The sequence below is a fragment of the Lishizhenia tianjinensis genome, from assembly GCF_900116425.1.
Taxonomy (GTDB): domain Bacteria; phylum Bacteroidota; class Bacteroidia; order Flavobacteriales_D; family Crocinitomicaceae; genus Lishizhenia; species Lishizhenia tianjinensis.
The window spans coordinates 685,023-709,817 of record NZ_FPAS01000001.1; the positions used below are offsets into that span (position 1 = coordinate 685,023).

Genomic DNA, 24,795 nt, shown 5'->3' on the forward strand with positions numbered 1-24,795 from the left:
AAGATACCACATTTAAATGAAACGAGTGCAAAAGCAAGAAAATAAAAGAGTTACTAAAGTTTTAACAACCAAAAGTTTACAAGTTCAGACAACCAAATAGAAAACACAAAGTACTTAAACTAAACACTTTATCATGAAAACAATTTTACTTTCAATTACTGCGCTGTTCATAGGAGTAGCCGCTTACGCTCAAAACTGTGTTGCCGACTTCAGCATTACCAATGTTGGCAATAGTTTTACTTTTAATTTCACCGGGAATCAACCTACCAATGCTAGTATTTACTGGAATATTGCTGGTCAGAATTACACCGGAACAACGGTAACAGCAACCATTCCTGGTCCGAGTATGGACTTTGTAAGCTGTCAAGTAACCTTAATTGACTCAGTCAATAACTTATTTTGTTCAGATTCTAAATTAGACACTTTATTTATCCCTGGATCTACCAACAATTATTGTATGGCCGATTTTGACCTTTTACAAGATTCTACGAGTATCAACGATTATTACTTAATCAATCAATCTACCTATAGTTCTAATTTACAATATGTCATGTGGGATTTTGGTGATGGTACAGCGACCAACGATCCGTATCCTTCACACAATTATGCTAATGTAGGTACCTATGTTATCTCCCTTTTCATTTATACGGATTCTTGTTGGTCTATTGCAACAGATACCTTAGAGGTAACTTCAAAGTCTACAGGTACGTGGGTTTATGTTATAGATGAAGCATCACTTGCTACGCAAGCGGTAGGTAACTTTGTTGAACTCAAACTCTATCCCAACCCGTCTAAAGGAATAGATATGAACCTTTCATTCAGTGCTCAAGTAGCTTCTGACATACAGGTCTCAATTTACTCTGTAACGGGATCTAGCGTTCATAATCAAACGTTAACCTCTAAAATCGGCCGTAATGATTTACGCCTTCCTACACATCAACTTTCTAAAGGAATGTATTTTGTGGAGATAACTGACTTCAAAGGAAATAAAGAAACTTTGAGATTTGTGGTAGAATAATTACGGTTTGAAGAAAAAGAGAATAAAGGTGTACTTCGGTATGCCTTTATTGTTTTTGGGTTACTATTATTCCCGCATTTCTTTTGAGAAGTTCTTGAATGAATTCGTCTTCGTTTTTGGGACTAATATAAATCTCGTTGTACTTCTCATACTTAATCACTAGTCCTTTTCTAGCCGTTGCTGGTCTTATGCCAGACCACAGCATAGTATTTCTTTCTATGTGCGTAATAGTATTTATCAATAAGCTACCTTTCATTGGTCCCCAACTGTACCTCAGAACATTGTTCTCTAGGGTATATTTACAGGTTAGAGAAAACCAAAGGATACACAACATAGTAATCCCCAAACATATTGACCCCACAAAACTTTCGGGTGAATCAGGTTGAATAACTTCCATATAAAACACCCAAACAAATAGGGCGAGTAAGAGGAACATTAATCCGGCAAAGAAAGTGTCGATTCTACTTTTAAAAACCATTGTTTCAATAATTTGCTGCGAAAATAATAAGATTTTCATAAATGTTAAAATGTAATAAAAACATTACACTATGTAAAGTTTTCTTTACTTTTTTAGAGAACTGTAAAAAATTACACCATGAAAATCAATTATTTACTCCCCCATTCCTTTAAGAAAATTGGACTTATATTAATTATACCCTCTCTGCTACTTGGCATACTAGGACTTTTTTTAGATTTTAAAATTGATGCTTTAACACTTGAAGTTCCCGCTTTGTTCGCAGATAATTTTCTAGCACCGGGAAAAGATAACTTTAGGTTTATCACCAATAATTTAACAGATGAACTAGCAGCCATAGTTTTTTTACTCGGAGCAATATTCATTGCATTTTCCAGAGAAAAAACCGAAGATGAATTCATCACTAAAATTCGATTAGAAAGTCTAGTGTGGGCCGTATACATTAATTACGGAATCTTATTTTTATGCTTTCTTTTCATCTATAACTTCTCCTTTTTAAACGTTATGATTTACAATCTCTTTACAGTTTTAATCATATTTATACTCAGGTATTACTGGAAGCTATTTCTACTTAAAAAACAACTGGGACATGAAGAATAATTTAAAAGTAGAACGCGCAAAAAAGGATATGACACAGGCGCAATTGGCAGAAAAAATCGGCGTGAGCAGACAAACCATTAACGCTACAGAAAAAGGGAAATATATACCTTCTACTCTACTTGCACTTAAAATGGCATCTGTTTTTGAATGTAAAGTAGAAGATATTTTTGAGATAGAAGCCAGTGACCTTTAATCTGTCAGCATTTCATAAACGGCATTTATCACCAAGGACATACGGTGAAAATCTAGGTTTTCCATTACATCCGTACTTTGGTGATAGTGCTTATTTCTAAAAAACGCAGTATCTGTGATCATTAGTGCTGGAATATTAAAATGCCAATAATTTCTATGATCTGAAAAAGCAATACCTACCAAACTCTCTGGTCCTTTAAAACGTTTGGTTCTTACTTTAGCTTTTCGTTTATATTTTCTACACCACTTATCAACGCTTGAATGTCCACCAATTTTCTGAACCAAGGTGATGTAATTTCCGCGTTTACCGTAAAATAGTGATAGAAATTTAGCGGGGTAGTCTTGTGTATTTTTTTGATCTTTAAAATAAGCGATCATCTCTAAACTTACCATAATCTCAACCTCAACACTGTCTTTCACTAAGCTTTGAGCATGTATAAAACTCCCCATATTTTGGGTTCCATAGTAAGGAGGCTCTTCTAATGTATAGGCTACTAAATCTACCCTTTTGCTTAATTCTTTCCCCTGCAGCATACGGGCTAATTCTAATAAACCGACCACCCCACTTGCATTATCATCAGCGCCTTCCGAAATTCCACATACATCGTAATGCGCGCCAATAATAGTGCGTTTAGCAGTTATAGGACCAAAGGAACATATCACATTTTTATACTTTCTACCATCAACTTCAAAGGACTGATACCAAACTGTATCACTATAACTTTCAAAAACAGATTTCAGGTAGGCCGCTACCCTATTCAGTTCTTTAACATTTTTATAATGCCTGTATTCGCCAGATTTTGTGATAGTCGTGAAGTGCTTTTTGATAAACGTTGTATCACTCTCTTGAGCATGAGAAAGCTCAGTTAATAATACACTTAGAATAAAAAGCAAAGACGTGGCTATACATTTTGTCATGGGAAAGGATTTTCTGTGATAAGAGTTACAGAGCAAGATAAATAAAATCTCGAAATTTATTCCATCTTTCAACAAAGGACAACAGTATTATTTAGACATTTGTAAAAACACTGTATATGCATACACTTCCAATTTATACCATAAAAGAGTTCAAAACAAAAACCAGTGAATTTTATGTGAATGATTTGAGTGAGCATTTACATACCCATCATTTTATTCACAAACCGCATAAGCACGACTTTTACATTTGCGTGCTCTTCACCAAAGGAAGAGGAAGGCATGAAATTGATTTTAAATCTTATGAAGTAGAACCGGGCAGTGTATTTTTCTTAAAACCCGGAAGTATGCATCACTGGACCTTTGAAGAAAAAGCTGAAGGATACATCTTTTTTCATTCCAAGAGTTTTTACGATCTCAATTACCAGAATAGGCAATTACATGACTTTCCTTTTTATTTCTCCTTGTATAATCCACCCGTGATTTACCTTACTCCTGAGGATGTAAAACAGACCTTACCGCTATTGGAGTTATTGAGAAAAGAAGAAAATGAAGACAGCTACACAGCCATCAAACGGGCTTCTTTGATAGATTTAATTTATATCAATTTTGCAAGATTGTATTCGCATCAGCAGGGAAAACAAGAAAGTAAAGCCAGTTATCTTTTAAAACTTCAAGCATTTGAAGCCTTGGTGAATCAAAATTATCAACTTGAAAAGTCGCCAAATTTCTATGCTGAAAAGCTCAATGTTTCCATTAAACACCTGAACAGAATAGTAAAAGATACCTTAAACATAACTGCCTCACAGTTTATTGCAGATCGTATAATACTTGAAGCTAAAAAACTGCTTATACACGCAGATTATCGCGTAGTTGAGGTTGCAGATACCTTAGGTTATGATGATGCCTCTTACTTTATTCGCTTCTTTAAAAAACACACGGGTTTAACCCCCAATAAATTTGCAGGATAAAAGGAACTTATCCGAACCACACATCTTTGATCATTTCAAAGCCAGCACGTTGGTTAACACGTTGAATAATTACTTGTTTTCCATGCATTAATTCATCGCGCATCACTGAAGAATTCAAGGTTAAATACAAAACTTCATTCTTTATGACCATCTTTTCAGTTCTGTTGGCAACGGCCTTCCCCATCATTTCTTCCCACGCTTCAATAATGGTCATTTCTGCCATTTTATCATCTAACTTGTAAGCCTTTAACAATTTATTAATTGCATCACCCAAAGTTACTTCACCCTTTCCTCTTTCACTCATGATTTACCTCCTCTAATTCGTTCTTTTCTATCTCAAATAATCGTATGGGCACTTCAATTGCCTTGAAGATTTGCTCCACTCTTTCCTTATCTGTATCCGTTACTAAAACTTGCCCAAATTCATGCTTGTGGACCAACTCCATGAGTCGTTGAACCCTTTCGTTATCTAATTTATCAAAAATATCATCTAACATGAGTATGGGAACCACATTTAATTGTTCCTTCAACCATTCAAACTGTGCAAGTCTAAGAGCGGTAAGGTAAGATTTTTGTTGACCTTGGCTACCAAATTTCTTAATGGGATGACCGTTAATGGTAAAAATCAAATCATCTTTGTGCACCCCTACGGTAGAATACTGTTTTCTTAAATCATTGCGCTCTGCTTGGCGCACCAATTCCATAAAATCAGCATTGTGCAATTGACTTTTATATTCAAAACCTACCTCTTCCTTGCTACCCGAAATTAGGGCATAATACTTTTGAAAAACCGGCGTGAAATCAGAAATAAAATCCTTTCTTCTTTCATAAACCATTTGTCCGTAACGCACCAATTGATCATCCCAAACATCTATACTTTCGCGGTTAAAGAAACCAAAGTTTCCCATTTGCTTAAGAACGGCGTTACGTTGATCTACAACCTTTATGTATTTGGTAAGATTATCTAGGAAACTTCTATCAAATTGGGAGATAATTCCATCCATCCACTTACGGCGCAATTCACTTCCTTCGGAAATTAAATTTCTATCGTAGGGTGAAATCATAACTGACGGAAACAAACCAATGTGCTGAGCTAATTTCTCGTATTCTACCTTGTTTTTTTTGAAAACTTTTTTACTTCCAGCCTTTACAGCACAATAGATATCAATTTTCTTTTGTTCCTTGTACCATTCGCCTTGCAATACAAAAAACTTTTCTTCGAAATTGATGTTTTGTCTGTCTACAGGGTTAAGGTAAGATTTGCACATACTTAAATAATGAACGGCATCTAAGAGGTTTGTTTTACCTGCACCATTCATCCCCACAAAGCAATTCACTTCTGGAGAAAGTTCAAACTCTGCTTGCTTGTAGTTTTTAAAATTTACAAGCGATAATTTATTTAAGTACATCTAGTTTTCTTCTGTATTTTCTTGAAGTTCCACAACAGACTTATTTAAAAGATCTGTTAATTTCTTGGACATGTTATTGAAGTACCTCTTGGTTCTATAACCACCTACCCAAGTAATTCCCTTCACGGCATTGGTCATGAAAATCTCATCTGCAGCCAGTAAATTTTGTGGCATAATGTTGCATTCATAAACCTTAATACCATTGGCAAGCGCAAGGTTAATGATTTTCATTCGCATCACACCAGCTAAACAACCTTCCTCCAAACCTGGTGTATATAATACGCCATTGCTCACCACAAACAAGTTAGCACTAGAACCTTCAAGAATTTCCCCTTTTGGGTTTAAAATCAATAAATCGTCGAGTTGTTTTTCTGCTGCGGCTATAGATGCCATAACATATACCAAAGCGTTCTTGGTTTTGAAATTAGCTAGTATGTCATTCTGCTTTCGCATATCCATGAACAAATCCACCTCATATCCTTTATAATTTAAGGTGTAGGCATTGTGTTCTAAGGGGTATACTTCTAAAAAGTAGTTGGCTTCATTACTTTCAGGTTTATACGTTCCACCTACTGCTCTATCTAGAGAAATACGCACCCTACCACCTTGTGTTATTCCTGAAAGATCTAATAACTCTTGTATTTTCTCCTCAAAGAATTCGGCGGTGTAATAATTTGGAATTCTAATTTTCAACACCTTGGCACCTTCTACCATACGGTTAATGTGGGCCTCAACATTTTGAGGTTTTCCATTCAAAACACGTAAACTCTCAAACAAACCATCCCCATATAAATGTCCTCTATTTCCAGACTGGATGGTTGCACCTGTATTGGCTCTTACTTCTCCGTTGTTGTTGATGTAAATCTCTGACATTAATTAAAGATATATGAAATGAAAGCTTGTCCTTTTTCAAAATTAATTAAAAGAACATACAAGATACCAAACACGGCACCCCCAAAATGGGCATCATGTCCAATATTCGACGTACCTTTTTTGGCCATAAAATATTCGTAGGCCAAATAGGCAATTCCTAACAGCCACGCTGGAATATCCCAAAAAGGGAGAATAATCAAATTCAAAGTTGCCCCTGGGTTCCATAAGATGTAGGCAAAGAAAACCGAAGAAACGGCACCAGAAGCCCCTAAACTTAGGTAATTGGGGTTATCGGCATTTTTCGACATGGGCCAAAGGGTTGCAAACAAACCTCCCGCAATATATAAGATTAAATAGTGAAAAGTACCCAAGGAACTCCCATATTTAAAATCCAACATATATTCCATTACTTGTCCAAAGTTGTAAAGGACAAACATGTTAAAAAACAAGTGCATTAAATCGGCATGCACCACCATATAACTTAAAAAACGGTAACCTTCTTTATGATGCTTAACATTATAAGGATAAAACATCATTTTATACTTGAGGTCATTATCCTGAAAAGCACGCCAAGAAATCAAGGCGGTAATAATGATAATAACAAGGGTAATTGAGAAACTCATAAAGTCGAAAATATACCTAATTTTAAGAACAAAGCTAAGGATTAAGAATTTTTTATCAATCTTTATTCGTTAAAATAAAGAACTACTTATTTTTCATTATTTTAGAACTAATATTCATGCACTACTATATATTAACTGATTTTACACCTGCGATAGAATAAGCTATTAAAAATGAGAAACCTACTATTATATACCGCTGTCTTCATCCTTCTTGTCGGATGTAACTCTCCTAGCTCTAAACCCGAAGAGTTACCCATCGAACAGGAACGCTTTGAACAACAACTTAAAGCTTCCAATTTTAAGCAACTTAAGTTAGACCCCGCTCAATTTAAATTTCTGAATACTTTCTATGCAGCGAATGACTACCAAAGATTTTGGGTGAACGACAGCCTATTGTTACCCGACGGTGATACGCTACAACATTTACTCAACAATTACTATTATTTCTGCACCCCGCTTAACAGGTACAAAGAACTCCCGTCTTTTCATGATTTAGACCTTATCGAACAAGAAAATCTAATCACCTTAAAACTTGCTTATTTATTGAACGATTTAAAAGAGGGCTTCATAGATACGGTGCAAAAGCAAATCAAACCACTATCTCCCTTATCTCCTGATCATTTAAGCAAATTTATTAAGGAAGAGAAAATAGGTACATGGGAACAAAACATACTTCGTCATAGTACTCCGCACGAAAATTTCACCAAGACTTTGGAGGGAATTAATGCCTTTGTAAAGACTTATAAACTCGACACAATAGCCTACAAAATCTCCTCGGCCAAAGAAGATAGCATACAAAGTAAACAAGAAGCTAAACTTGCTTTGTACACCAAAGGTTTTACTGATGGACCCGAAATAGACGATTCCATTTACACCCTTGCTTTAATGAAATTCCAAACCATGAATGGATTAGAAGCAGATGGTGTTTTGGGAAAAAATACGGTAGAAGCATTGAATGAATCGAATGCCAGTAAATACAATAGAACTGTGCTTGCTCTAGATAAATGGCGCTGGAAAGATTCCTTACCTGATAAATACATTTGGGTGAACATACCCGCGTATGAATTAAGTTTGTACATCAACGATAGTTTAAAACGTCAACACCGCGTGGTGGTAGGTACACGTTTTAACAGAACACCTCAGTTTACGGCGGATATGAAAACCATAGTTGCCTACCCTTTCTGGCATGTTCCTTACTCTATTTCTTCGAAAGAAATACTACCTCACCTTAAGAAAGACAGTAATTATTTGGCTAAAAATAATTATAAAATCTTCAAGGACGGATCTCGTGTAGATGCATCACAGGTGGATTGGTCGAAAATTGGTAGAAACTCCTTCCCTTACAGTGTTCGTCAGGATGGAGGTAGTTATAATAGTTTAGGCTTGGTGAAGCTATTGTTCCCTAACGAACACAGTGTTTATATACATGATACACCCTCAAAGAAATTCTTTGACAAGGCAGTTAGATCATATTCTCACGGATGTATTCGATGTCAAAACCCACTAGAATTAGCAGGGTATATTTTAGAAAGAGATACCAATGTTTATAACAGAGACAGTTTGGATGTTTTGATCGCAAGAAGAACGCAAAAAACCATTCCTTTAAACCATCCTTTTCCAGTGTTTGTAGACTACATCAGTGTTGGAACGGATAGTAATGATGCTATAGTTTTTTACTTAAATGTTTACAACAAAGATGAAGAATGGCTTCGTCTTTTGAAATAGTAATCTGTATACAAAACAAGGGGTACGATGAAATGCGGAAATCTGTACAAGGTTCCTAAAACTCCTTTGATTAGATCGGCTTCAAAACCGTAAACAAATCTTGCAAGACTGGTTAAGACGCCCCAGACCACCATATACATGAGGGCCGGACCCTTTGCCTTTTGGGTAAAAATGAATATTGCTGCGAGGAAATCCAATATTCCCATGGTCAACAAAAAGCTTTTGATGTAAACACCTTCAAGACCTAAAATAAATTGAGTCATAGCAGAGAAATGACTCGGGATATGATTCCAGCTTACCGCAAAAGCACCATGTCCTACAAAGGTTAAAGACACCGCCAACATTAACTTCCTTAGATTTTTTTCCAAGCCCTGTTTCAACACCACCAAGTAAAGCAATGGCGTAAACATCATTAAAGTATGTTCTATAAATTGATGCGGTAAAAAGGAAGATAAATAAAAGCTGTTACAGTTATCTAAGAAAAGAATTGTGAAGGAAAGATATGCTGTAAACTGTTTTAAAGACCAATTAGGAGCATGTAATAAGCAGGCAGCAAGAAGCAAAGGTACTCCAAGGTAAGTGGTATTCAAAAAGGAGCTATCCAAAAAGTTTTCGGGGTATAAAAGATAAGCTATACCCTTTGCGCTAAGTAAGAAAAAGCTGGCCCATTTGAGCCAGCTTTCATACGCTATTTCTGAATTAGTATTGTTCATTTTCGTTCGGGAAATCACCTGACTTCACATCTTCGATATAACGGTGGAAAGAACCTAACATTTCTTCGTAAAGGTTATGGTACTTTCTTAAAAATCTCGGGTTAAACTCATTGTTAATCCCTAACATATCGTGCACCACCAAAACTTGACCATCAACGCCATTACCTGCACCAATTCCTATGATAGGAATAGAAACTTCTTGAGCTACCTTAGCCGCTAAATGTGCCGGAATTTTCTCCAAGACGATAGAGAAACAACCTGCTGCTTCTAAGGCTTTGGCATCTTCTATCAATCTAGCTGCCTCTTCCTCTTCTTTGGCCCTTACCACGTAAGTTCCGAATTTGTAAATAGACTGTGGCGTTAATCCAAGGTGCCCCATAACCGGAATACCAGCAGTAAGGATACGCTCTATAGATTCAATAATTTCTTGACCACCTTCCATTTTCACGGCATGACCACCAGATTCTTTCATAATCTTTATGGCGCTAGACAAGGCTTCTTTCGAGTTACCTTGGTAGGCACCAAAAGGCATATCTACAACCACCAAGGCTCTTTCTACAGCCCTAACAACTGAAGAAGCGTGGTAAATCATTTGGTCTAAAGTAATCGGCAATGTAGTTTCATGACCTGCCATTACATTCGATGCTGAATCTCCAACTAAAATAACATCTATTCCAGCTGTATCTATAATGCGTGCCATAGAGAAATCATATCCTGTTAACATAGATATTTTCTCTCCCCTGTTTTTCATTTCCTGAAGAACATGTGTTGTAACACGCTTTGCTTTATTATTATGAACTGACATTTTTTCTGCGTTTAGGTAGCAAATTTAAAGGAATTTTAAACATTTCCTTATAAAAGAAGCTTGAGTATTTGTCATCCAAACTCTTAATTCTCTCTTAAGTAAAAGGCCAAACCTGCTCTTAGTTCTAAACCTGAAAAACTTAACTCAGAACTTTGACTGATAATGCTTCTATTTCGCCATTTCTTTTGCGTAACATCTACCATGTAGGAAGCTTCTAAAAATAAGGTGACTGGGAAAAACTTAAGGTGAAACCCTGTGGTTAAGCCCAAATTAAAAAAAGGATTCTTGTAGGTTCTTTTCTCTGTGTCAAAACCATATAAAAACTCATCTTTTCCTACTACCAATTCCTCGCGCAATTTGGCTTGTCCTGCCTCTAACTTGAGACCATGATACAAAGAAAAGTTCTTTACAAAAATGGAATTAAATCCTATATTTTCTGAAACACTCCATTGGGTATACTTATAACTCGCACTATCTAAAGATGCCTCTACAGGAAGAGTATAATTAAACCTAAAATTAATGTGATTGGTTCCCGTGCTATAAAAATACCCCAGACTTAAACTCGGATTATTGGATGTTATAAAATTGAATCCCAAATCATTGTTCAAGTTTTTATAATTAACCATGCGTTGAGAAACAGACATTTCTAAAATGGACACTTCTTCAAAATTATCCTTGTAATCTTTGAGTAGCTCATCCTTACTTTCTTTATTACTAAAGAGTTTATCCTCCATCACATTCATAGTATTGATGTAATAGAATTTTGGCTTCTTCTCCTCCTCTTTGTATTCCAAAAGTTCGGCCTTAGTTTGATAAATGTAAATATTTCCTTTCTCTAAGACATGTTTTAATTTGCGAACAGTTGTGTTTTCATGCAGTGCAACATCATCTTCGTTTAAATAAATTATAGGAATGATAGCAACTTCCTTCTCATACAAACTATCCTTTTGAATACGGCGAACAAAGGAATCTAAATCTATGCTGTAACACGGAAATGAAAATTCATCGTTGCGTATATGACAACGACCAAATTGTCCGCTAATCTTTGCTGTGCTATCTGACTTAAGAATATCCTTGGCTTTTTGGGCCAAATGTCTTTCTCTACCGGTATGAATTTGATAGGTCATTCCATCACCCCTATACCAATCTAAGGTGATATCTATTTCATGCATTAGAAAATCAAATTTCTTAAATTCATCCTCAGGCAATAGTCGTTGAAATTCCTTTCTATCTTGCGCATATTCTAACAAAAGCTTCTTCACAGAGAGTTGAAAAAGTTTGTTGGTGTAACTTTTAAAATTAGCGGTGATATCAAAGGTTTCAATTCTACGGGTACCTTCTTGAAAACCATATTCATCTTCAGAATCCTGAGCATTGGCAATTACGCGTATATCCTCATAGTAAATTGGCAAAGAATCTTGCAGGTTATTTTTTTCGAGTATATAGGCCATAGCATCTAGGGAATACGTTGGATATCTTGTGTAATCCAACCCTACCATTTTGATTTGATTGGCTTCTTCTTTCCCTTGGTTAAAGTTCTTTAAACGCTCCAACAACCAATACATGGGATAGCCCTCATAATTATCTGAACGAAACAATAGCTTCAACAATTGCTCGTCGCCTGTGTGAATGTACTCGTTACACAAATAACCTATTCCCTCCCCTAATTCTATGGTGAGATAGCGAAATCCTTTGTCGTACAAGTACATAGCTTGTTTGTACTTCAAAGAGTTATTGGAAAAGGAATACCTATGATTTTCTCCACTAAAAACCATACGTTTATCACCCACATAGTCATCAAAGACTTCGAATCCATCGTATTGAGCGCTAGAATCTAATTGGATTTTTTGCAATCCTTCAACTTCCTGAGCAAAAGTTAAACTTGCGACGAAAAGCGAAAGTATAAGAGCAACATTCTTCATTAAAGCTTATTTTTAGTGAAAATACCAATAATTAAGGAGTATTCTTACCTATAGAAACTATGAATAAGTTATTTTATTTCTTTGGCCTTTTGATTTTTTTGTCTTGTTCAGACTCGGGTAAAATAGCGAGTAAGAGAGAAGTTAAGTCCCTATCCTATTCCGAAGAAAAAGTAAATGGAATAAGCATGGTATCTCCAAAATCTTATTTGGAGGAGGAGGATTTTGCTCCTTTGGTGGAATACAATTTTAATTGGGTGGCCGTTTCACCCTTTGCCTTTGTTCGAAAAAACAATGCTCAAATCATCTATAATGCTCCTTTTCAGTGGGAAAGTGAAAAACCACTTGGTGTGGTGAAAGCCATTCAATCTGCGCAAGGTCAAGGTTTAAAAGTGATGCTAAAACCACAGTTGTGGGGACATGATCTATTTACCGGTCACATCCATTTCAACTCCGATACTGAATGGCAACAATTTGAGAACGACTACAGCAAGTACATTTTTCAAATGGCCCATATCGCTGATTCTTGTGGGATAGACATCTTTTGTATAGGCACTGAACTCGCTAACTTTGTGGCGCAGCGTCCTCAATATTGGACAGGAATAATAGACAGCGTCAAAGCTATATATTCTGGAAAATTAACTTACGCAGAAAACTGGGATCAAGTAGAAAAAGTTCACTTCTGGCAATCCTTAGATTACATAGGAAGCGATGCTTATTATCCTTTGAGTTCTGCAGATAAACCAAGTGTAGATAACCTAAATGAAGGTTGGGAGAAATGGTGCAAATCATTATCTGAACTCTCTAAACGTGTCAACAAAAAAGTCCTTTTTACCGAATGGGGATACAGATCCATAGAAAAAAATGCACACGAGCCTTGGAAACATGATCACCAAGAAAAAGTAAACCTCAGTAACCAAACCAATGCCTACAGGAGTTACTTTCAAAGTGTTTACCACCAAGATTGGTTTGCAGGAGGTTTTTTATGGAAGTGGTACCCCAACTCACACGGTTTACCCCAAAGTAAAGATGGCTATACACCACAGGGAAAGCCAAGTTTAGAGGTTTTTAAGCAATTGCAAAAAAAATAGCCACATCCTAAGGACATGGCTATTTCTGTTTATTTTAAAATTAATTATTCTGCGTTTCTTTCCCAGATTTGAACCAATTCTTTCATGGTAGCTACAGCCTTCTCCATGTCTTGAACACTTACATATTCGTGTCTTGAGTGAATGGCCATTTCTCCTGTAAAGATGTTTGGACAAGGTAATCCCATGAAAGACAATCGGCTTCCATCAGTACCTCCACGGATAATTACATTTTTAGGAGTAACTCCAACATTTTCCATCGCTTCGATTGCATAGTTGGTAACAAAAGGAACCGTTTTCAATACTTCCTTCATATTTCTGTATTGTTCCTTAACTTCAAAAGTATACGAACATCCAGCGTATTTCTCTACAACCTCCTTAACTATTGCTTCTAAGCGCGCTTCATATTCGGCCAATTTAGAAGTTTCGTGGTCTCTTATAATGAATTGAACTGTACATTCTTCCATGGCTCCATTTACAGCAACAGGATGCACAAATCCTTCTCTACCTGAAGTAGTTTCAGGAGACCAAGCATCTTTTGGTAAAGCATCGATAAATTCACTTGCCAACTTCAAGGCATTCACCATTTTATTCTTGGCGTAACCTGGGTGAGCACTAATACCTTGAATTTTCACGGTTACAGCATCTGCAGAGAAACTTTCGTCTTCTATACTCCCAAGAACTCCACCATCTAAAGTATAACCGTAATCTGCATTCAATTTATCCATGTCTAATTTATCCACACCTCTACCCACTTCTTCGTCTGGTGTAAATAAAATACGTATATCTCCGTGAACCACAGATGGATCTTTCATCAAGTGCTCTGCAAAATCCATGATACAAGCAACTCCTGCCTTATCATCCGCTCCCAATAAAGTTAACCCACTCGCTGTAATTAAATCATCTCCAATTTTCTCCTTTAAATAAGGATGTCTATCTGTAGTGATAACCTGAGAATTATCGTCTGGTAAAACGATAGGTGATCCATCGTAATTTTTGTGTAGAATAGGTTTTACATTTTTCCCTGTAACATCTGGAGCAGTGTCCATATGTGCACAAAAACAAATGGTAGGTACTTTCTTCGTGGTATTTGAAGGAATGGTTGCAAACACATATCCCCACTCATCCATATAGGCATCTTCAATTCCAAGATCTTTTAATTCTTGAACTAAAATCTCTGCCAAATCTTTTTGCTTCATTGTAGAAGGGAAAGTTTCTGACGTCGGATCTGCCTCTGTATCTACTTGAACGTATTTCATTAAACGCTCTGCTACTCCTATCGTATCCATATATATTATTTATGCTGTATTAAACTAATTTCATTTGTTCGAGCAAGAAACTTGCATTCATGTTTTTCACCACCCCATCATGTATGGTGTAACTAAAACTAATATTATCTCCTGCTATGATGCTGTCAAAATATTGATTCTTTATTCTGTCATCAGCATCTGCTAGGGTTGTAAGCGACAAATCATGGGTTGCAATAATTCCTTTTGTGTTTAAAACAATCAGCTTTTTTAAGAATTTAGCAGAACCTTCTTCTTTGTCCTTACTGTTGGTTCCTTTTAAAATCTCATCCAAAACAATAAAGATTTTCTCCCCCCTATCAATAGCATCCACTATAAAACGCAAACGTATCAATTCTGCATGGAAATATGAACTTTCTTCGGTTAAATTATCAGCCGTTCGCATACTTGAATACAACTTAAGGTTAGGGAATTCAAATTCTTGTGCCACCACAGCAAATCCCGCTTTTGCCATAGCTAGGTTCACACCCACACTACGCAAAAAGGTTGATTTTCCCGCCATATTTGGACCTGTGATAATCACAAACTGCTCTTTTTCTTTGAGTCCAAAGTCATTACTCACCATAGCGCCACTTAATAAAAAGGGATGACCAATAGCCTGTACCTTTATCTCCGCATGTGGGTTATTCAAGAGTTTCGGGTAACAAAGTTGGTCTGAATAATTATAGCGGAAATTCATTTGTGAGATGAGTACCTCCATTTGTAGAAGTTCTGCTTCCCATTCACCTATATGTGTGGCATAATTTTGCTTCCATTTGTGCAGACTATGCATCATTTGCAAATCATAAGCACCAAACATGTTAAAGACAATAGAAACCATAAAATTCATGCGCAAATCAAAGCGTTCGAGGGTTTTCTTAAGTTGTTCCAATGCGTGATCAGCACTGTGATTGCCTTCAAATAATTTTGACTTGGCATTATCTATCAACGCGCTAGAAGCTTTCAATTCTCGCATTAAGGTTAACTGTCCGCGCAACGCATCTAACCTGCCTTGAATTTTAGAAAGTTTACTGGCTTGTTCGTTCGTTCTTTTCAATAAAAGTCCAACCGGCAGCAAACAAAACATTAAAACGAGCATGAAGCTACTATCTGAAATTCTTTCTAGAATTTTAGCCAGCAAAGCCAACACAGCAATGATGGGAAAAACTATTCTGGAAACATTTACCCATTTAGGAAGCTTAAGCTCCTCCTTAGACCAGGTGTCTATGTATATTTCATCCTTCCCTTCGTCTATCTTACCTTTTGCTCTAAATTCCTGTGTCCAAGTAAGTTCATTTAAAAGTGCTTCCGTAGCAGCATGATACTCCTCAACCTGTTCCACTCCTTCACTCAATTGATGGGCAAGCAAGGCCTTTCCTTTTACAGATACGGCTCTATTTAAATATTGATAGATACTTTTTGTTCCAAAAAAATCCATGTCATACGTAAAAGGATGCTGTGGATTTTTGAACTGTTCTCCATTATCAAAGGCGCTAAAATCACCTTCTAGAACTTTTAATTCATCAGTATTGATTTGAACCAAAGCGGTGTTGAACTTGATATGCGTTTTAACATCTATGCTTTTTCTAACCACGTAAAGGAATATTCCAAAACAAAATAGAGCACTTAAAACGGCCAAGTACAAAGTGTTAAAGAAGAAATAAATACAAAAAGGAATGGCCAAAAAGAACAGTAACCTTAACGCTACATAGCGGTTGGCTTGCTTTTGAAGTAGGGCTAGTTTTTCTTGTAGAAAGGTTATTCTTTCTTGGTAATATTGTTTGGGCGACACTTTTATTTCCAAAGATAAAAGAGAATATCAACTCAGCAAGTTACCTTTGCGGCCAAATGAACAAAGGAATACTATACATCGTCCTCTCAGGATTAATGTTTTTAATCGTAAATGTTTTCGTAAAAACACTTGGAGCAGGATCTGATGCCTTACTTCCAGGTCTACAAGTCTACCCTGTACATGAAATCGTTCTTTTCCGTTCTATTATCTCCTTAATCATTAGCTATGCGATAATAAAACGAAAAAATCTACCGGTTTTTGGAGTGAATAAAAAATGGTTAATTATACGCGGTATTTGTGGTGTTACAGCATTAACGAGTTTCTTTTACACCCTCAATCACCTGCCCATAGCCATTGCCGTAACTGTTCAATACTTATCACCAGTTTTCACGGTTTTCTTTACCTATCTTTTTCTTAAAGAAAAGGTTACCAAAAAACAATGGTTGTTTAGTTTAATTGCTTTAACGGGTGTGTTTATTATAGGAATCTCTAAATACCTTAGCAGCAATACCAAGGTAAGTGAAATTGACCCAATTTGGGTAGGACTTGGAATTTTCTCTGCATTAAGTGCTGGAGTGGCTTACTTGGCGATTATTAAATGTAAGGAGACAGATAGCCCTATCAACGTGGTCATTTATTTCCCCATGGTTGCGTTTCCCATCATGTTAGTACTCTCCTTTTTTGAATTTGTTGTACCTGTGGGGATAGAATGGTTTATCTTATTGATCATAGGTGTATTTACACAATTTGCTCAAATCTTTATGACCAAAGCCTTGCATTACGGTCCGGCTGCCACAGTAATGCCCTTTAAATATCTAGGAAGTATTTATGCTTTAATGGTAGGTATGTTCATTTTTGGAGAATTCATCTCCTTTTACGCCTATTTGGGTATTACCATAGTACTCATTGGAATACTCGGTAACACCATGCTTAAAAAGGCTAAAAAAGCTTAGAAAAACTCACCAACAATTTTCCTTACAACACTTTCTTCTAGGGGCTTATTGATAAAATCTTGAACTATTCCATCTTGATTTGCCTTGTGCTTATCATCTGGATTTACAGAGGTTGTCAACATGATCATTACATGTTTTCCTTTCTGACTTATTGGAAGTTTATTGTACTCTTCTAAAAACTCCCAACCATTCATAACGGGCATATTGATATCTAGAAATATGATGTCAGGCTGAGGATGTTCTCCTTCTTCTTCAGATTTCAAAAATTCCAAGGCCTCCTCTGCATTTTGCATGGCAATAATTTCATCGGCGATATCCATGTCTTCTAACAAGATCTGGTGGAGGTAATTTGTTGGTTCATCATCGTCGATCAACAAAATACAATTAACTTTCTTTTTCATATAAATGTGTTAAAGTTGAGAGGGTAAATTTGAAGCAACTACCTGGTTCCCCATTGTTTTCTACCCAGATTCTACCTCTGTGTAAATTCACAATTTTCTCACAGTGTGCCAAGCCTATACCCGTTCCTTCGTACTCGTTATTTAAATGTAATCGCTGGAAAATAGTAAATATTTTCTTACTATGCTCCGGTTTTATTCCAATTCCATTATCCTGAACGGTGAATTCCCATTCATTTTTCAATTTTCTAGCGCTTATTTCTATCACAGGATCAACACCTTCCTTTCTAAATTTCACAGAATTAGAAATTAAATTCTGAAAAACCAGCGAAACGTTCGTCTTGTAACAAGATAAGGTAGGTAAATCATGTACAATTAACTTTGCTTTATTCTCGGTCAATAATTGTTGCAAGTCATTACTCAGCTGACTTAATAAATCATTTAGGTTTACCTTTTCCAGCGTCAAACTTGTACCTATTCTACTGTAATCCAAAAGCGCCTTAATAAGGTCTTTCATACGCGCTGTAGCCTGAGTCATGAAATCCATAGACTTCAAGCCCATCTCATCAAAATTACTACTGTATTTTTTCTTTAACAGATTCACTAATCCTGTAACCGTTCTCAAAGGTTCTTGAAGATCATGTGAGGCTATGTAGGTAAATTGTTCTAACTCTTTATTTTTCTGTTCTAGTTTCTTGATATAATCCTCTTGTTGTTCAATTTCAATCTCTTTTCTTCGGGTTATATCTTGCTTAATAATAAGGTATTGATGCGTTTCATTTTCTTTATTCTTAAAGGGAATGATAAAATTCTGTGTCCAAATTTTCCTACCTGATCTCGTAACATTTGCACGTTCACCCTCCCAAATTCTATCACTATATTTTTCTGTCCATTCTGGTGTAAAAAAACGTTTATCATCCTTACCTGAAGGAAGTAATTTGACCAAATAATTATTCAAGGCATCTTCTTCGTAAACACCTGTTATTTCTGTGAATTTCTGATTTACCTCCTGAACAATTCCCTGCTTATCTACAAGGATCACCATGGCAATTTGATCCAGAGCATCCTTGTAAGTTTTCAGCTCTAAATGAGACGTGTCTACCTTTTCAATTAATTCGTTCTTCTTTAAATTGTTAACGTTAAGCAAGTATGCCAATATAAGTGCGGTTACCAACCCTACAGTAGAAATTATGACCGTATAGAGAACGAGTACTTCACTGGTACTTAATTCGTGTTTACGTATAAGTAAAATAAAAACATAACTAAGTATAACCGGAATAAAAACAACGGGTATAACCATTTTTCTGAACACAACACTTCCTTCTAACTCTCCCAAAAACACTTTGGCAATGCCAATTTTTTCGGACAAGGAGAAAATGATTACAGTTTGCAGAAGAAACAGTAAAGAGGTTTCAAACGACAAGGTATCTATATAACTAATTGACTTTCCTAAAGGACTATTGAGTAAAAAACTAATAAGTACTAAAAGAGAAGTTACAAAAACGACCAATAAAAATAACTGTGCTGCCCAACGCCATTTCGCTTTTACATTCTGAGAAATTAATATGGCGCTACCTAATCCTATGAAGTTCGTTGCTGTAAAAATCGACATTCTTCCTTGGAATTGTGCACTTAAATGGTCGTGCACAATTAGGGTGTCAATAGAAGGTAAACTTATGTACCACTCCAAACAAGTGTAAGCTCCTATTAATACCACCAATACCCCGTAGACGTTGGAAAGAACCTTTTTTCTTCTGTAAAAAATAGCCCCTCCAACCAGTGCAAAGCACAGGGCAGTATTGAATTTCATGGTAGCTGTTTCGGAAATAAGAGTAATCACCCCATTCCATTCAAACCACCATGCTAACATGATAAAAAGAGAATAGTATATACTTAGGCGCAATACTATTTTTTGAACAATTTCAATAAAACCCAATTTAGTCATTAAACCCGAATACGTGATAGCAACTAAATTTAGTTCAATTATTCAATAAGTTGAATGTTTTAATGAAAAAAAGTAAAGTAGAAGAAAATGAAGCCCTTACTTAACGCGCAAGGTTCTTCCTATCTTCAAAGTAGTTGTCGGACGAATACCGTTTAACCTACACAAGGCGCTTACAGAAGTGTGGTATTTACTGGCTAAATGTCCGAGCGTATCTCCAGATCTAATTTTGTGATATTTCTTTGCCTCCCCATTAATATTTAAATCAGAATCCGCCAAGAAGGAAGGCTCTGCTCCTGGTCTAAACAAAGAACCATAAATAAATAAGTTCTGATCTCTAACCACTTTATTCTTAAAGTCTATGATTTCCTCAGGGTTCATTGGCGCGTCAAAAAACCTTACCTCAAAGTGTAAGTGCGAACCGTAGGAATGCCCAGTGTTTCCACCTAAACCTATAGGGTCTCCTGCTTTCACCCAAGTATTTGGAGCAACCAAGTGTTTCGATAAATGGGCATAGAAGGTTTCCAAGCCGTTGTAGTGACGTATAATTACCAAATTCCCAAATCCTTCTGGGTTGTATTTTGCATATCTTACTTTTCCATCAAAGGCAGCATAAACAGTATCACCGGTAACTAAATCTATGTCAATACCATTGTGGTAACGTCCTCTCCTATATCCGTAACGAGAAGTAATTTTACCATCGAATGGCATTACAAAAGTATTGTAAGAAGAATCTAACACACAGGTCCAAACTGTATCTTTAATTTTAGAAGGATCATTCTTTTTGTTAGAAGTATAACACACTTCATTATCCCACGTTTGCACAAAATTGTACAGAGAATCTTCACAGAACATGCTGTAAATTTCGTCATTTAAAACACCGTCGAAATTTAGATCTTCTAGGTATTCCCAAGTTCTATCATCGTAAATTACAACATCTCCATTTTCAGATTTAATGGTGTCCATTATATTTTGTGCCCACAAAGCGGCTGGAGCTATACATGCTAACAGTAGAAATAATTTCGTCTTCATATCAAAAAGAAAAAATGTCCGAATTTACCGGACATCATCATTGCAATAAAACAGTAGTCGGGATGAGAGGATTCGAACCTCCGATCTCGCGCCCCCCAGACGCGCACTTTAACCGGACTAAGCTACATCCCGAATTATAGCTTGCAAATATAACTTCCTTTTCCCCTTTTACAAATAGAGCCGAAAATTATGCTCAACAAAAATGTGTTAAAAACTGCAAAAGTTTTCAAGAAAACTTCACATTAATCCACAAATGACCTTTTTCAGGCCAGAAAAGCTGCTTAGAATAGAAATCCTTTGTTACATTTAATGAAACTAGTATTATGGAGTTAGAGACTAGCTCTATGAATCGATCAAATTCTTTAAATAACTGCTAAAATGAAATTAAAACTTATCGCTTTTGTTTCTTTTCTATCCTTGGGTGTAGGCGCACAGGAACTTCCTTCAGAAAAAAGTTTACTCTGGGAAATTTCTGGTAATGGACTAGAAAAGAACTCTTATCTCTATGGAACCATGCACGTGAGTGCTAAAATTGCCTTCCGACTAGACGATGTATTTTTTAAAGCCTTGAACGGAGCCGATATGGTGGCTTTGGAAACAGATCCTTCTACCTGGTTAGAACATTATAATGAAGATGGTTACTACTCCAACTATTACAGTCCATGGGGATATCGCCAATCGGGTTTCTATAAAGACGGTTTTTCTGTAGACAATCCAAAAAAGGAATTAGTAGGTAACTTAATGTCTTTTGACAACAACCTATTAAACGGTATTCTTTACCGTTCGAGCAGTCAGATGCAAGACTTTCAAGAGGACACTTACCTGGACATGTTCATTTACCAAGCGGGTAAAAAACAAAACAAGACCATTGTTGCTTTAGAAGATTTAGACGAGTCACAAATGTTGGTTGACATAGCCTCTGAAAACTCGAGAAAAGATAAACCTGAGGTATGGCTGCAGAAATTATTGGTAGACGATAACTACTACAGCATTATGCAAGAGGCGTATCGTACCCGTAATATTAGTTTACTAGATTCTTTAGACAGAGGTTTACATACAGATCATTACATGGATTACATGCTCTACAAGCGTAATCACAACATGGTGGAAGTAATGGACAGCATCATGAAAAAAGGATCTGTATTCTCTGCAATAGGTGCCGCTCACCTACCTGGTGAAGAAGGAGTAATTAAACTTTTAAGAGATTTAGGTTACACCGTAAAAGCCTATACTTCTGAAAGAACAGAAGTGGCCGAAAACGAGCAAGAAAAACTTGAGGAGTTATTTATAGCACAAAACTATACGCCCCAAACGGTAGATGATGAGTACTTTACCATCAATCTTCCTGACAAACTGTTTAACTTAGGGAGTCAAGAAAATACCACGAACTATATTTCAACGGACTTAACCAATGGTTCATTTATTACGATAACAAGAATTAGCACTAAACAATTTTTAAAGGACGACCAAAACATAGATTTGGAAGTAATCCGTGATTTGCTTTTCGAAAATATACCTGGAGATATAGAGTCTAAAAAAGACATCACTAACGGACCATGGTCTGGAATTGAAGTGAAAAACAAATTAAAGAACGGCGACTACCAGCATTACCAAATGTTTGTAACACCGATGGAAGTGATCATCTTCAAACTATCGGGTAAAAAGACCTTTGCACAGCAATATGGAGATCAATTATTTGCGAGCTTGAAATTCAAGAACATCGAAGATAATAAGATGGTTACCATAAACAGTGCATACAAAGACTTCTCTTTCGAAGTGCCAGAAAACTACAGTTTTGTGAACATGAAGAAAGCGGGTAACCGAGAAATGGAAGCGCACAATGCCGCAACAAACGATTACTACTTTATGAAACGCGTTCAATTAAATGATACCCGCTTGTTTGAAGTAGACACCTTCGAATTGAAACAAATACAAAAACGTTTTTATGAAGATTTAGAAGTTTACGGAGACGCCAATTATGGTGACTTTGGTACGTTAAGATACAGTAGAACCTTACGTTCAAGTGCTCAAGTAGATAGTGCTTCTGATGTAAAGTTGCATTTAATGACGCTCAAACAAGGTATGTATTTCTACTTGGTTGGGATCAAAACTAAAAATGACCAAACAGCAGAAAACTTTTTTAACAGCTTCAAATTAGCACCAGTTCAATACGAGGGAGCTTACAAACCTGTAGTGGATACCTTTGTTCACTTTTCTACGGTTTCTTTCTTAGATATGTCGAAAAAATCGAATACCAATTTAAACCGTTTTGCCGATGACGATGACAAGAAGAAACCTTACGAAGAATTTTATAAGTCTAACAGGTACATCACAGAAAATGGTGATAAGATTAACGTAAACATGTTGCGTTACCACGATTTCGAAATGTTCTACAATGCAGATAGTTTGTGGAATTATTACGAAAGAAGGTATGAAGATGACTACATTATAAGTTTTAAAGAAAGAGGTATAGAACACGGTAACCCTTACCACGTTATGATAATCTCAGACACTGCATGTAGTAAAGCCATCAAGGTGAAAAATGTAATTAAGCATGGGGTGAAGTATAGACTAGAAGCTACTATAGACACTTCTTTTGCGAGCAACAAATTTATTGATGAGTTCTTCAATAACTTTAAACCTGCAGACACTTTAATAGGTAGAGATATCTTCGAAGATAAAACGGATGAATTTTTCGCAGCTTTAAGAGCAAACGACTCTATAGTTTTAGATTCTTATGGCAGTTTAATTTTCACCAAAGAAGACATAGATTCTTTAAAAGCCTTTGTAGATCATTTTGATTTCCCGGATGATAAAAAATTCTTAAAAGAGAAATTCATTTACAGAATTGGTTCTTTCTGGGAAGAAGATGAAACCGTAATACCTTATTTGGTTGATTTATACAACAAGTCGTACGAAAACTCTGAAATTCAAACCGACATCTTAAGGTTCTTTGCAAGACAACGAACAAAAGGAGCTACGGAACAAATGATGGAATTGTTGAGCAATGATATTCCTTTATCTGCTTACTCATCAGGTATTAACTACGTGTTCTCTTCTTATTACGACACCTTAGAGTTGGCTGCAGAACTTTTCCCTAGTTTAATGGACTACCAATCTATAGATGAATACAGAAAGCCAATTTTTGGTTTGCTCACAGATCTTAGAACGGAAGGAATAATGAAAACCAAAAGTGTTAAGAAGTACAGAAATCAAATTCTAAATGACGCACGTATTGAGTTGAAAAGACAACTGGCTAAAAAGAACAATAACAACAACAATTCTTATTACAGCGGTTATGGAGGATACAACTCTTACAGTTCAAATACTTCGTCAAAACGCGAACTTTCTGAATTAGAACAATACATAGTCTTGCTCTTCCCTTTCAGAAATGAAAAGAATATGAAAGCGTTTTTTGAACGTCTATTGAGTTTAGAAGATGATAGAGTGATTACAACTTACATAGGACTTCAGGCAAAATACAACGATGAAGTTGATCAAGAATTAATACAAGAATTTGCAAAAGACATCAACAAGCGTTACAACTTGTACCAGGCGTTGATGGAAGTAAATCGATTGGATTTATTCCCTGAAGAATACAAAAATCAAAGGTCGATTTTGGAGTCTTACGTTTACAAGAACAACGAATACAAACCAGAAAACGATACCATCGCCTTTTTAGAAAAAAGAGATTTTGAATTTGAAGGTAAATCTTACTCCACTTACTTCTTTAAAACATCAGAGAAAACAGGATGGAACAAAGATGAATGGTACATCAAGTCTTACACCATTGCCAATTTTGAAAACAAAAAGGAAAAAGACCAAGTAGAGGTTAAAAACACCAATGGCGTAAAAGCTTTCCCTGTGTATACTGAATCTAGAAAACTTTTAGAAACGGTAGAATTGGACAAACAATTGAGTAAATTAATTGAAGCTTTCGAATTAAAAGATCACCCAAGAGCATCAAGTGAATTGGAAGAAAATTCGAGATACTACGGTTACTATTAACAAACAACAATGCAACAAAAAGCCCCCCGAAGTTTATTCGAGGGGCTTTTTTATTTTG

Annotated in this window: 22 protein-coding genes and 1 tRNA gene; 8 read left to right on the plus strand and 15 right to left on the minus strand. The window is 36.1% G+C overall.

Annotated elements, in window-relative coordinates; all coding sequences use genetic code 11:
• Positions 1–133: 133 nt before the first annotated feature.
• Positions 134–1,018 (plus strand): T9SS type A sorting domain-containing protein, encoded by an 885-nt coding sequence (locus BM327_RS03340; RefSeq protein ID WP_090246310.1) that lies wholly within the window; start codon positions 134–136, stop codon positions 1,016–1,018.
• Positions 1,019–1,064: 46 nt separating this feature from the next.
• Here BM327_RS03340 and BM327_RS03345 read toward each other — a convergent pair whose 3' ends face one another.
• Positions 1,065–1,535: a PH domain-containing protein gene (locus BM327_RS03345; protein ID WP_090246313.1), complete on the minus strand. Its 471-nt coding sequence runs from the start codon at positions 1,533–1,535 to the stop codon at positions 1,065–1,067.
• A gap of 78 nt (positions 1,536–1,613) precedes the next feature.
• Here BM327_RS03345 and BM327_RS03350 point away from each other — a divergent pair, with 78 nt between their 5' ends.
• Both BM327_RS03350 and BM327_RS03355 read left to right on the plus strand, forming a co-directional pair.
• The gene (locus BM327_RS03350) at positions 1,614–2,093 is read left to right on the plus strand and encodes a hypothetical protein (protein ID WP_090246315.1); all 480 of its coding nucleotides are present in this window, start codon (positions 1,614–1,616) and stop codon (positions 2,091–2,093) included.
• The gene (locus BM327_RS03355) at positions 2,083–2,286 is read left to right on the plus strand and encodes a helix-turn-helix transcriptional regulator (RefSeq protein ID WP_090246318.1); all 204 of its coding nucleotides are present in this window, start codon (positions 2,083–2,085) and stop codon (positions 2,284–2,286) included. The genes BM327_RS03350 and BM327_RS03355 overlap by 11 nt, the downstream gene beginning before the upstream one ends.
• Here BM327_RS03355 and BM327_RS03360 read toward each other — a convergent pair.
• Entirely contained in the window at positions 2,283–3,203 is a 921-nt protein-coding gene (locus BM327_RS03360) for a M28 family peptidase (RefSeq protein ID WP_090247601.1), read from the minus strand. The two genes, BM327_RS03355 and BM327_RS03360, sit on opposite strands and share 4 nt — an antisense overlap.
• A gap of 116 nt (positions 3,204–3,319) precedes the next feature.
• Between BM327_RS03360 and BM327_RS03365 the strand changes: the two genes are divergently transcribed.
• A complete protein-coding gene (locus tag BM327_RS03365) occupies positions 3,320–4,171 on the plus strand; it encodes an AraC family transcriptional regulator (protein ID WP_090246321.1) in 852 nt (283 codons plus the stop codon).
• Between the two features lie 7 nt (positions 4,172–4,178).
• On the opposite strand, the gene BM327_RS03370 is transcribed toward BM327_RS03365, so the two are convergent.
• Genes BM327_RS03370 through BM327_RS03385 form a run of 4 tightly spaced genes read right to left on the minus strand, consistent with a single transcriptional unit; the run spans position 4,179 to position 7,076 of the window.
• Complete coding sequence (locus tag BM327_RS03370) at positions 4,179–4,475, minus strand: DciA family protein (RefSeq protein WP_090246324.1); 297 nt, start codon at positions 4,473–4,475, stop codon at positions 4,179–4,181.
• Positions 4,468–5,580, minus strand: coding sequence for a DNA replication/repair protein RecF (gene recF / locus BM327_RS03375; RefSeq protein WP_090246327.1), 1,113 nt, complete (start codon positions 5,578–5,580; stop codon positions 4,468–4,470). The genes BM327_RS03370 and recF overlap by 8 nt, the downstream gene beginning before the upstream one ends.
• Positions 5,581–6,453 (minus strand): aminotransferase class IV, encoded by an 873-nt coding sequence (locus BM327_RS03380; RefSeq protein WP_090246329.1) that lies wholly within the window; start codon positions 6,451–6,453, stop codon positions 5,581–5,583. It abuts the gene before it with no gap.
• A complete protein-coding gene (locus BM327_RS03385) occupies positions 6,453–7,076 on the minus strand; it encodes a rhomboid family intramembrane serine protease (RefSeq protein ID WP_090246331.1) in 624 nt (207 codons plus the stop codon). Before BM327_RS03385 ends, BM327_RS03380 begins: the two co-directional genes overlap by 1 nt.
• A gap of 171 nt (positions 7,077–7,247) precedes the next feature.
• Here BM327_RS03385 and BM327_RS03390 point away from each other — a divergent pair, with 171 nt between their 5' ends.
• Entirely contained in the window at positions 7,248–8,801 is a 1,554-nt protein-coding gene (locus BM327_RS03390) for a L,D-transpeptidase family protein (RefSeq protein WP_090246333.1), read from the plus strand.
• On the opposite strand, the gene BM327_RS03395 is transcribed toward BM327_RS03390, so the two are convergent.
• The 3 genes from BM327_RS03395 to BM327_RS03405 form a co-directional block, all read right to left on the minus strand.
• Positions 8,762–9,514 carry a hypothetical protein gene (locus BM327_RS03395; RefSeq protein WP_090246335.1) on the minus strand — a complete coding sequence of 251 codons (753 nt, stop codon included), beginning with the start codon at positions 9,512–9,514 and terminating at the stop codon, positions 8,762–8,764. The two genes, BM327_RS03390 and BM327_RS03395, sit on opposite strands and share 40 nt — an antisense overlap.
• Positions 9,501–10,319 carry a 3-methyl-2-oxobutanoate hydroxymethyltransferase gene (gene panB / locus BM327_RS03400; RefSeq protein WP_090246337.1) on the minus strand — a complete coding sequence of 273 codons (819 nt, stop codon included), beginning with the start codon at positions 10,317–10,319 and terminating at the stop codon, positions 9,501–9,503. Before panB ends, BM327_RS03395 begins: the two co-directional genes overlap by 14 nt.
• Before the next feature lie 83 nt (positions 10,320–10,402).
• Entirely contained in the window at positions 10,403–12,241 is a 1,839-nt protein-coding gene (locus BM327_RS03405) for an erythromycin esterase family protein (RefSeq protein ID WP_090246338.1), read from the minus strand.
• Positions 12,242–12,300: 59 nt separating this feature from the next.
• Between BM327_RS03405 and BM327_RS03410 the strand changes: the two genes are divergently transcribed.
• Positions 12,301–13,329: a glycoside hydrolase family 113 gene (locus tag BM327_RS03410; RefSeq protein ID WP_090246341.1), complete on the plus strand. Its 1,029-nt coding sequence runs from the start codon at positions 12,301–12,303 to the stop codon at positions 13,327–13,329.
• Positions 13,330–13,373: 44 nt separating this feature from the next.
• Here the strand turns inward: BM327_RS03410 and pepT are convergent, their stop codons facing one another.
• Both pepT and BM327_RS03420 read right to left on the minus strand, forming a co-directional pair.
• Positions 13,374–14,615, minus strand: a complete 1,242-nt coding sequence (gene pepT, locus BM327_RS03415; RefSeq protein ID WP_090246344.1) for a peptidase T — start codon at positions 14,613–14,615, stop codon at positions 13,374–13,376.
• Between the two features lie 19 nt (positions 14,616–14,634).
• Positions 14,635–16,404, minus strand: a complete 1,770-nt coding sequence (locus BM327_RS03420) for a MutS-related protein (RefSeq protein ID WP_090246347.1) — start codon at positions 16,402–16,404, stop codon at positions 14,635–14,637.
• 56 nt (positions 16,405–16,460) lie between these two features.
• Here BM327_RS03420 and BM327_RS03425 point away from each other — a divergent pair, with 56 nt between their 5' ends.
• Positions 16,461–17,357, plus strand: coding sequence for a DMT family transporter (locus BM327_RS03425; protein WP_090246349.1), 897 nt, complete (start codon positions 16,461–16,463; stop codon positions 17,355–17,357).
• Here BM327_RS03425 and BM327_RS03430 read toward each other — a convergent pair.
• The 4 genes from BM327_RS03430 to BM327_RS03445 all read right to left on the minus strand — a co-directional run bounded on the left by BM327_RS03430 (position 17,354) and on the right by BM327_RS03445 (position 20,861).
• Positions 17,354–17,758, minus strand: coding sequence for a response regulator (locus BM327_RS03430; RefSeq protein WP_090246352.1), 405 nt, complete (start codon positions 17,756–17,758; stop codon positions 17,354–17,356). The genes BM327_RS03425 and BM327_RS03430 overlap by 4 nt on opposite strands.
• The gene (locus BM327_RS03435) at positions 17,742–19,625 is read right to left on the minus strand and encodes a sensor histidine kinase (protein WP_170853656.1); all 1,884 of its coding nucleotides are present in this window, start codon (positions 19,623–19,625) and stop codon (positions 17,742–17,744) included. The genes BM327_RS03430 and BM327_RS03435 overlap by 17 nt, the downstream gene beginning before the upstream one ends.
• Positions 19,626–19,796: 171 nt before the next feature.
• Positions 19,797–20,729: a M23 family metallopeptidase gene (locus BM327_RS03440; RefSeq protein ID WP_090246359.1), complete on the minus strand. Its 933-nt coding sequence runs from the start codon at positions 20,727–20,729 to the stop codon at positions 19,797–19,799.
• A gap of 57 nt (positions 20,730–20,786) precedes the next feature.
• Positions 20,787–20,861, minus strand: a tRNA-Pro gene (locus BM327_RS03445).
• A 246-nt stretch (positions 20,862–21,107) separates the two neighbouring features.
• Between BM327_RS03445 and BM327_RS03450 the strand changes: the two genes are divergently transcribed.
• Positions 21,108–24,737: a TraB/GumN family protein gene (locus tag BM327_RS03450; RefSeq protein WP_090246362.1), complete on the plus strand. Its 3,630-nt coding sequence runs from the start codon at positions 21,108–21,110 to the stop codon at positions 24,735–24,737.
• Positions 24,738–24,795 lie beyond the last annotated feature (58 nt).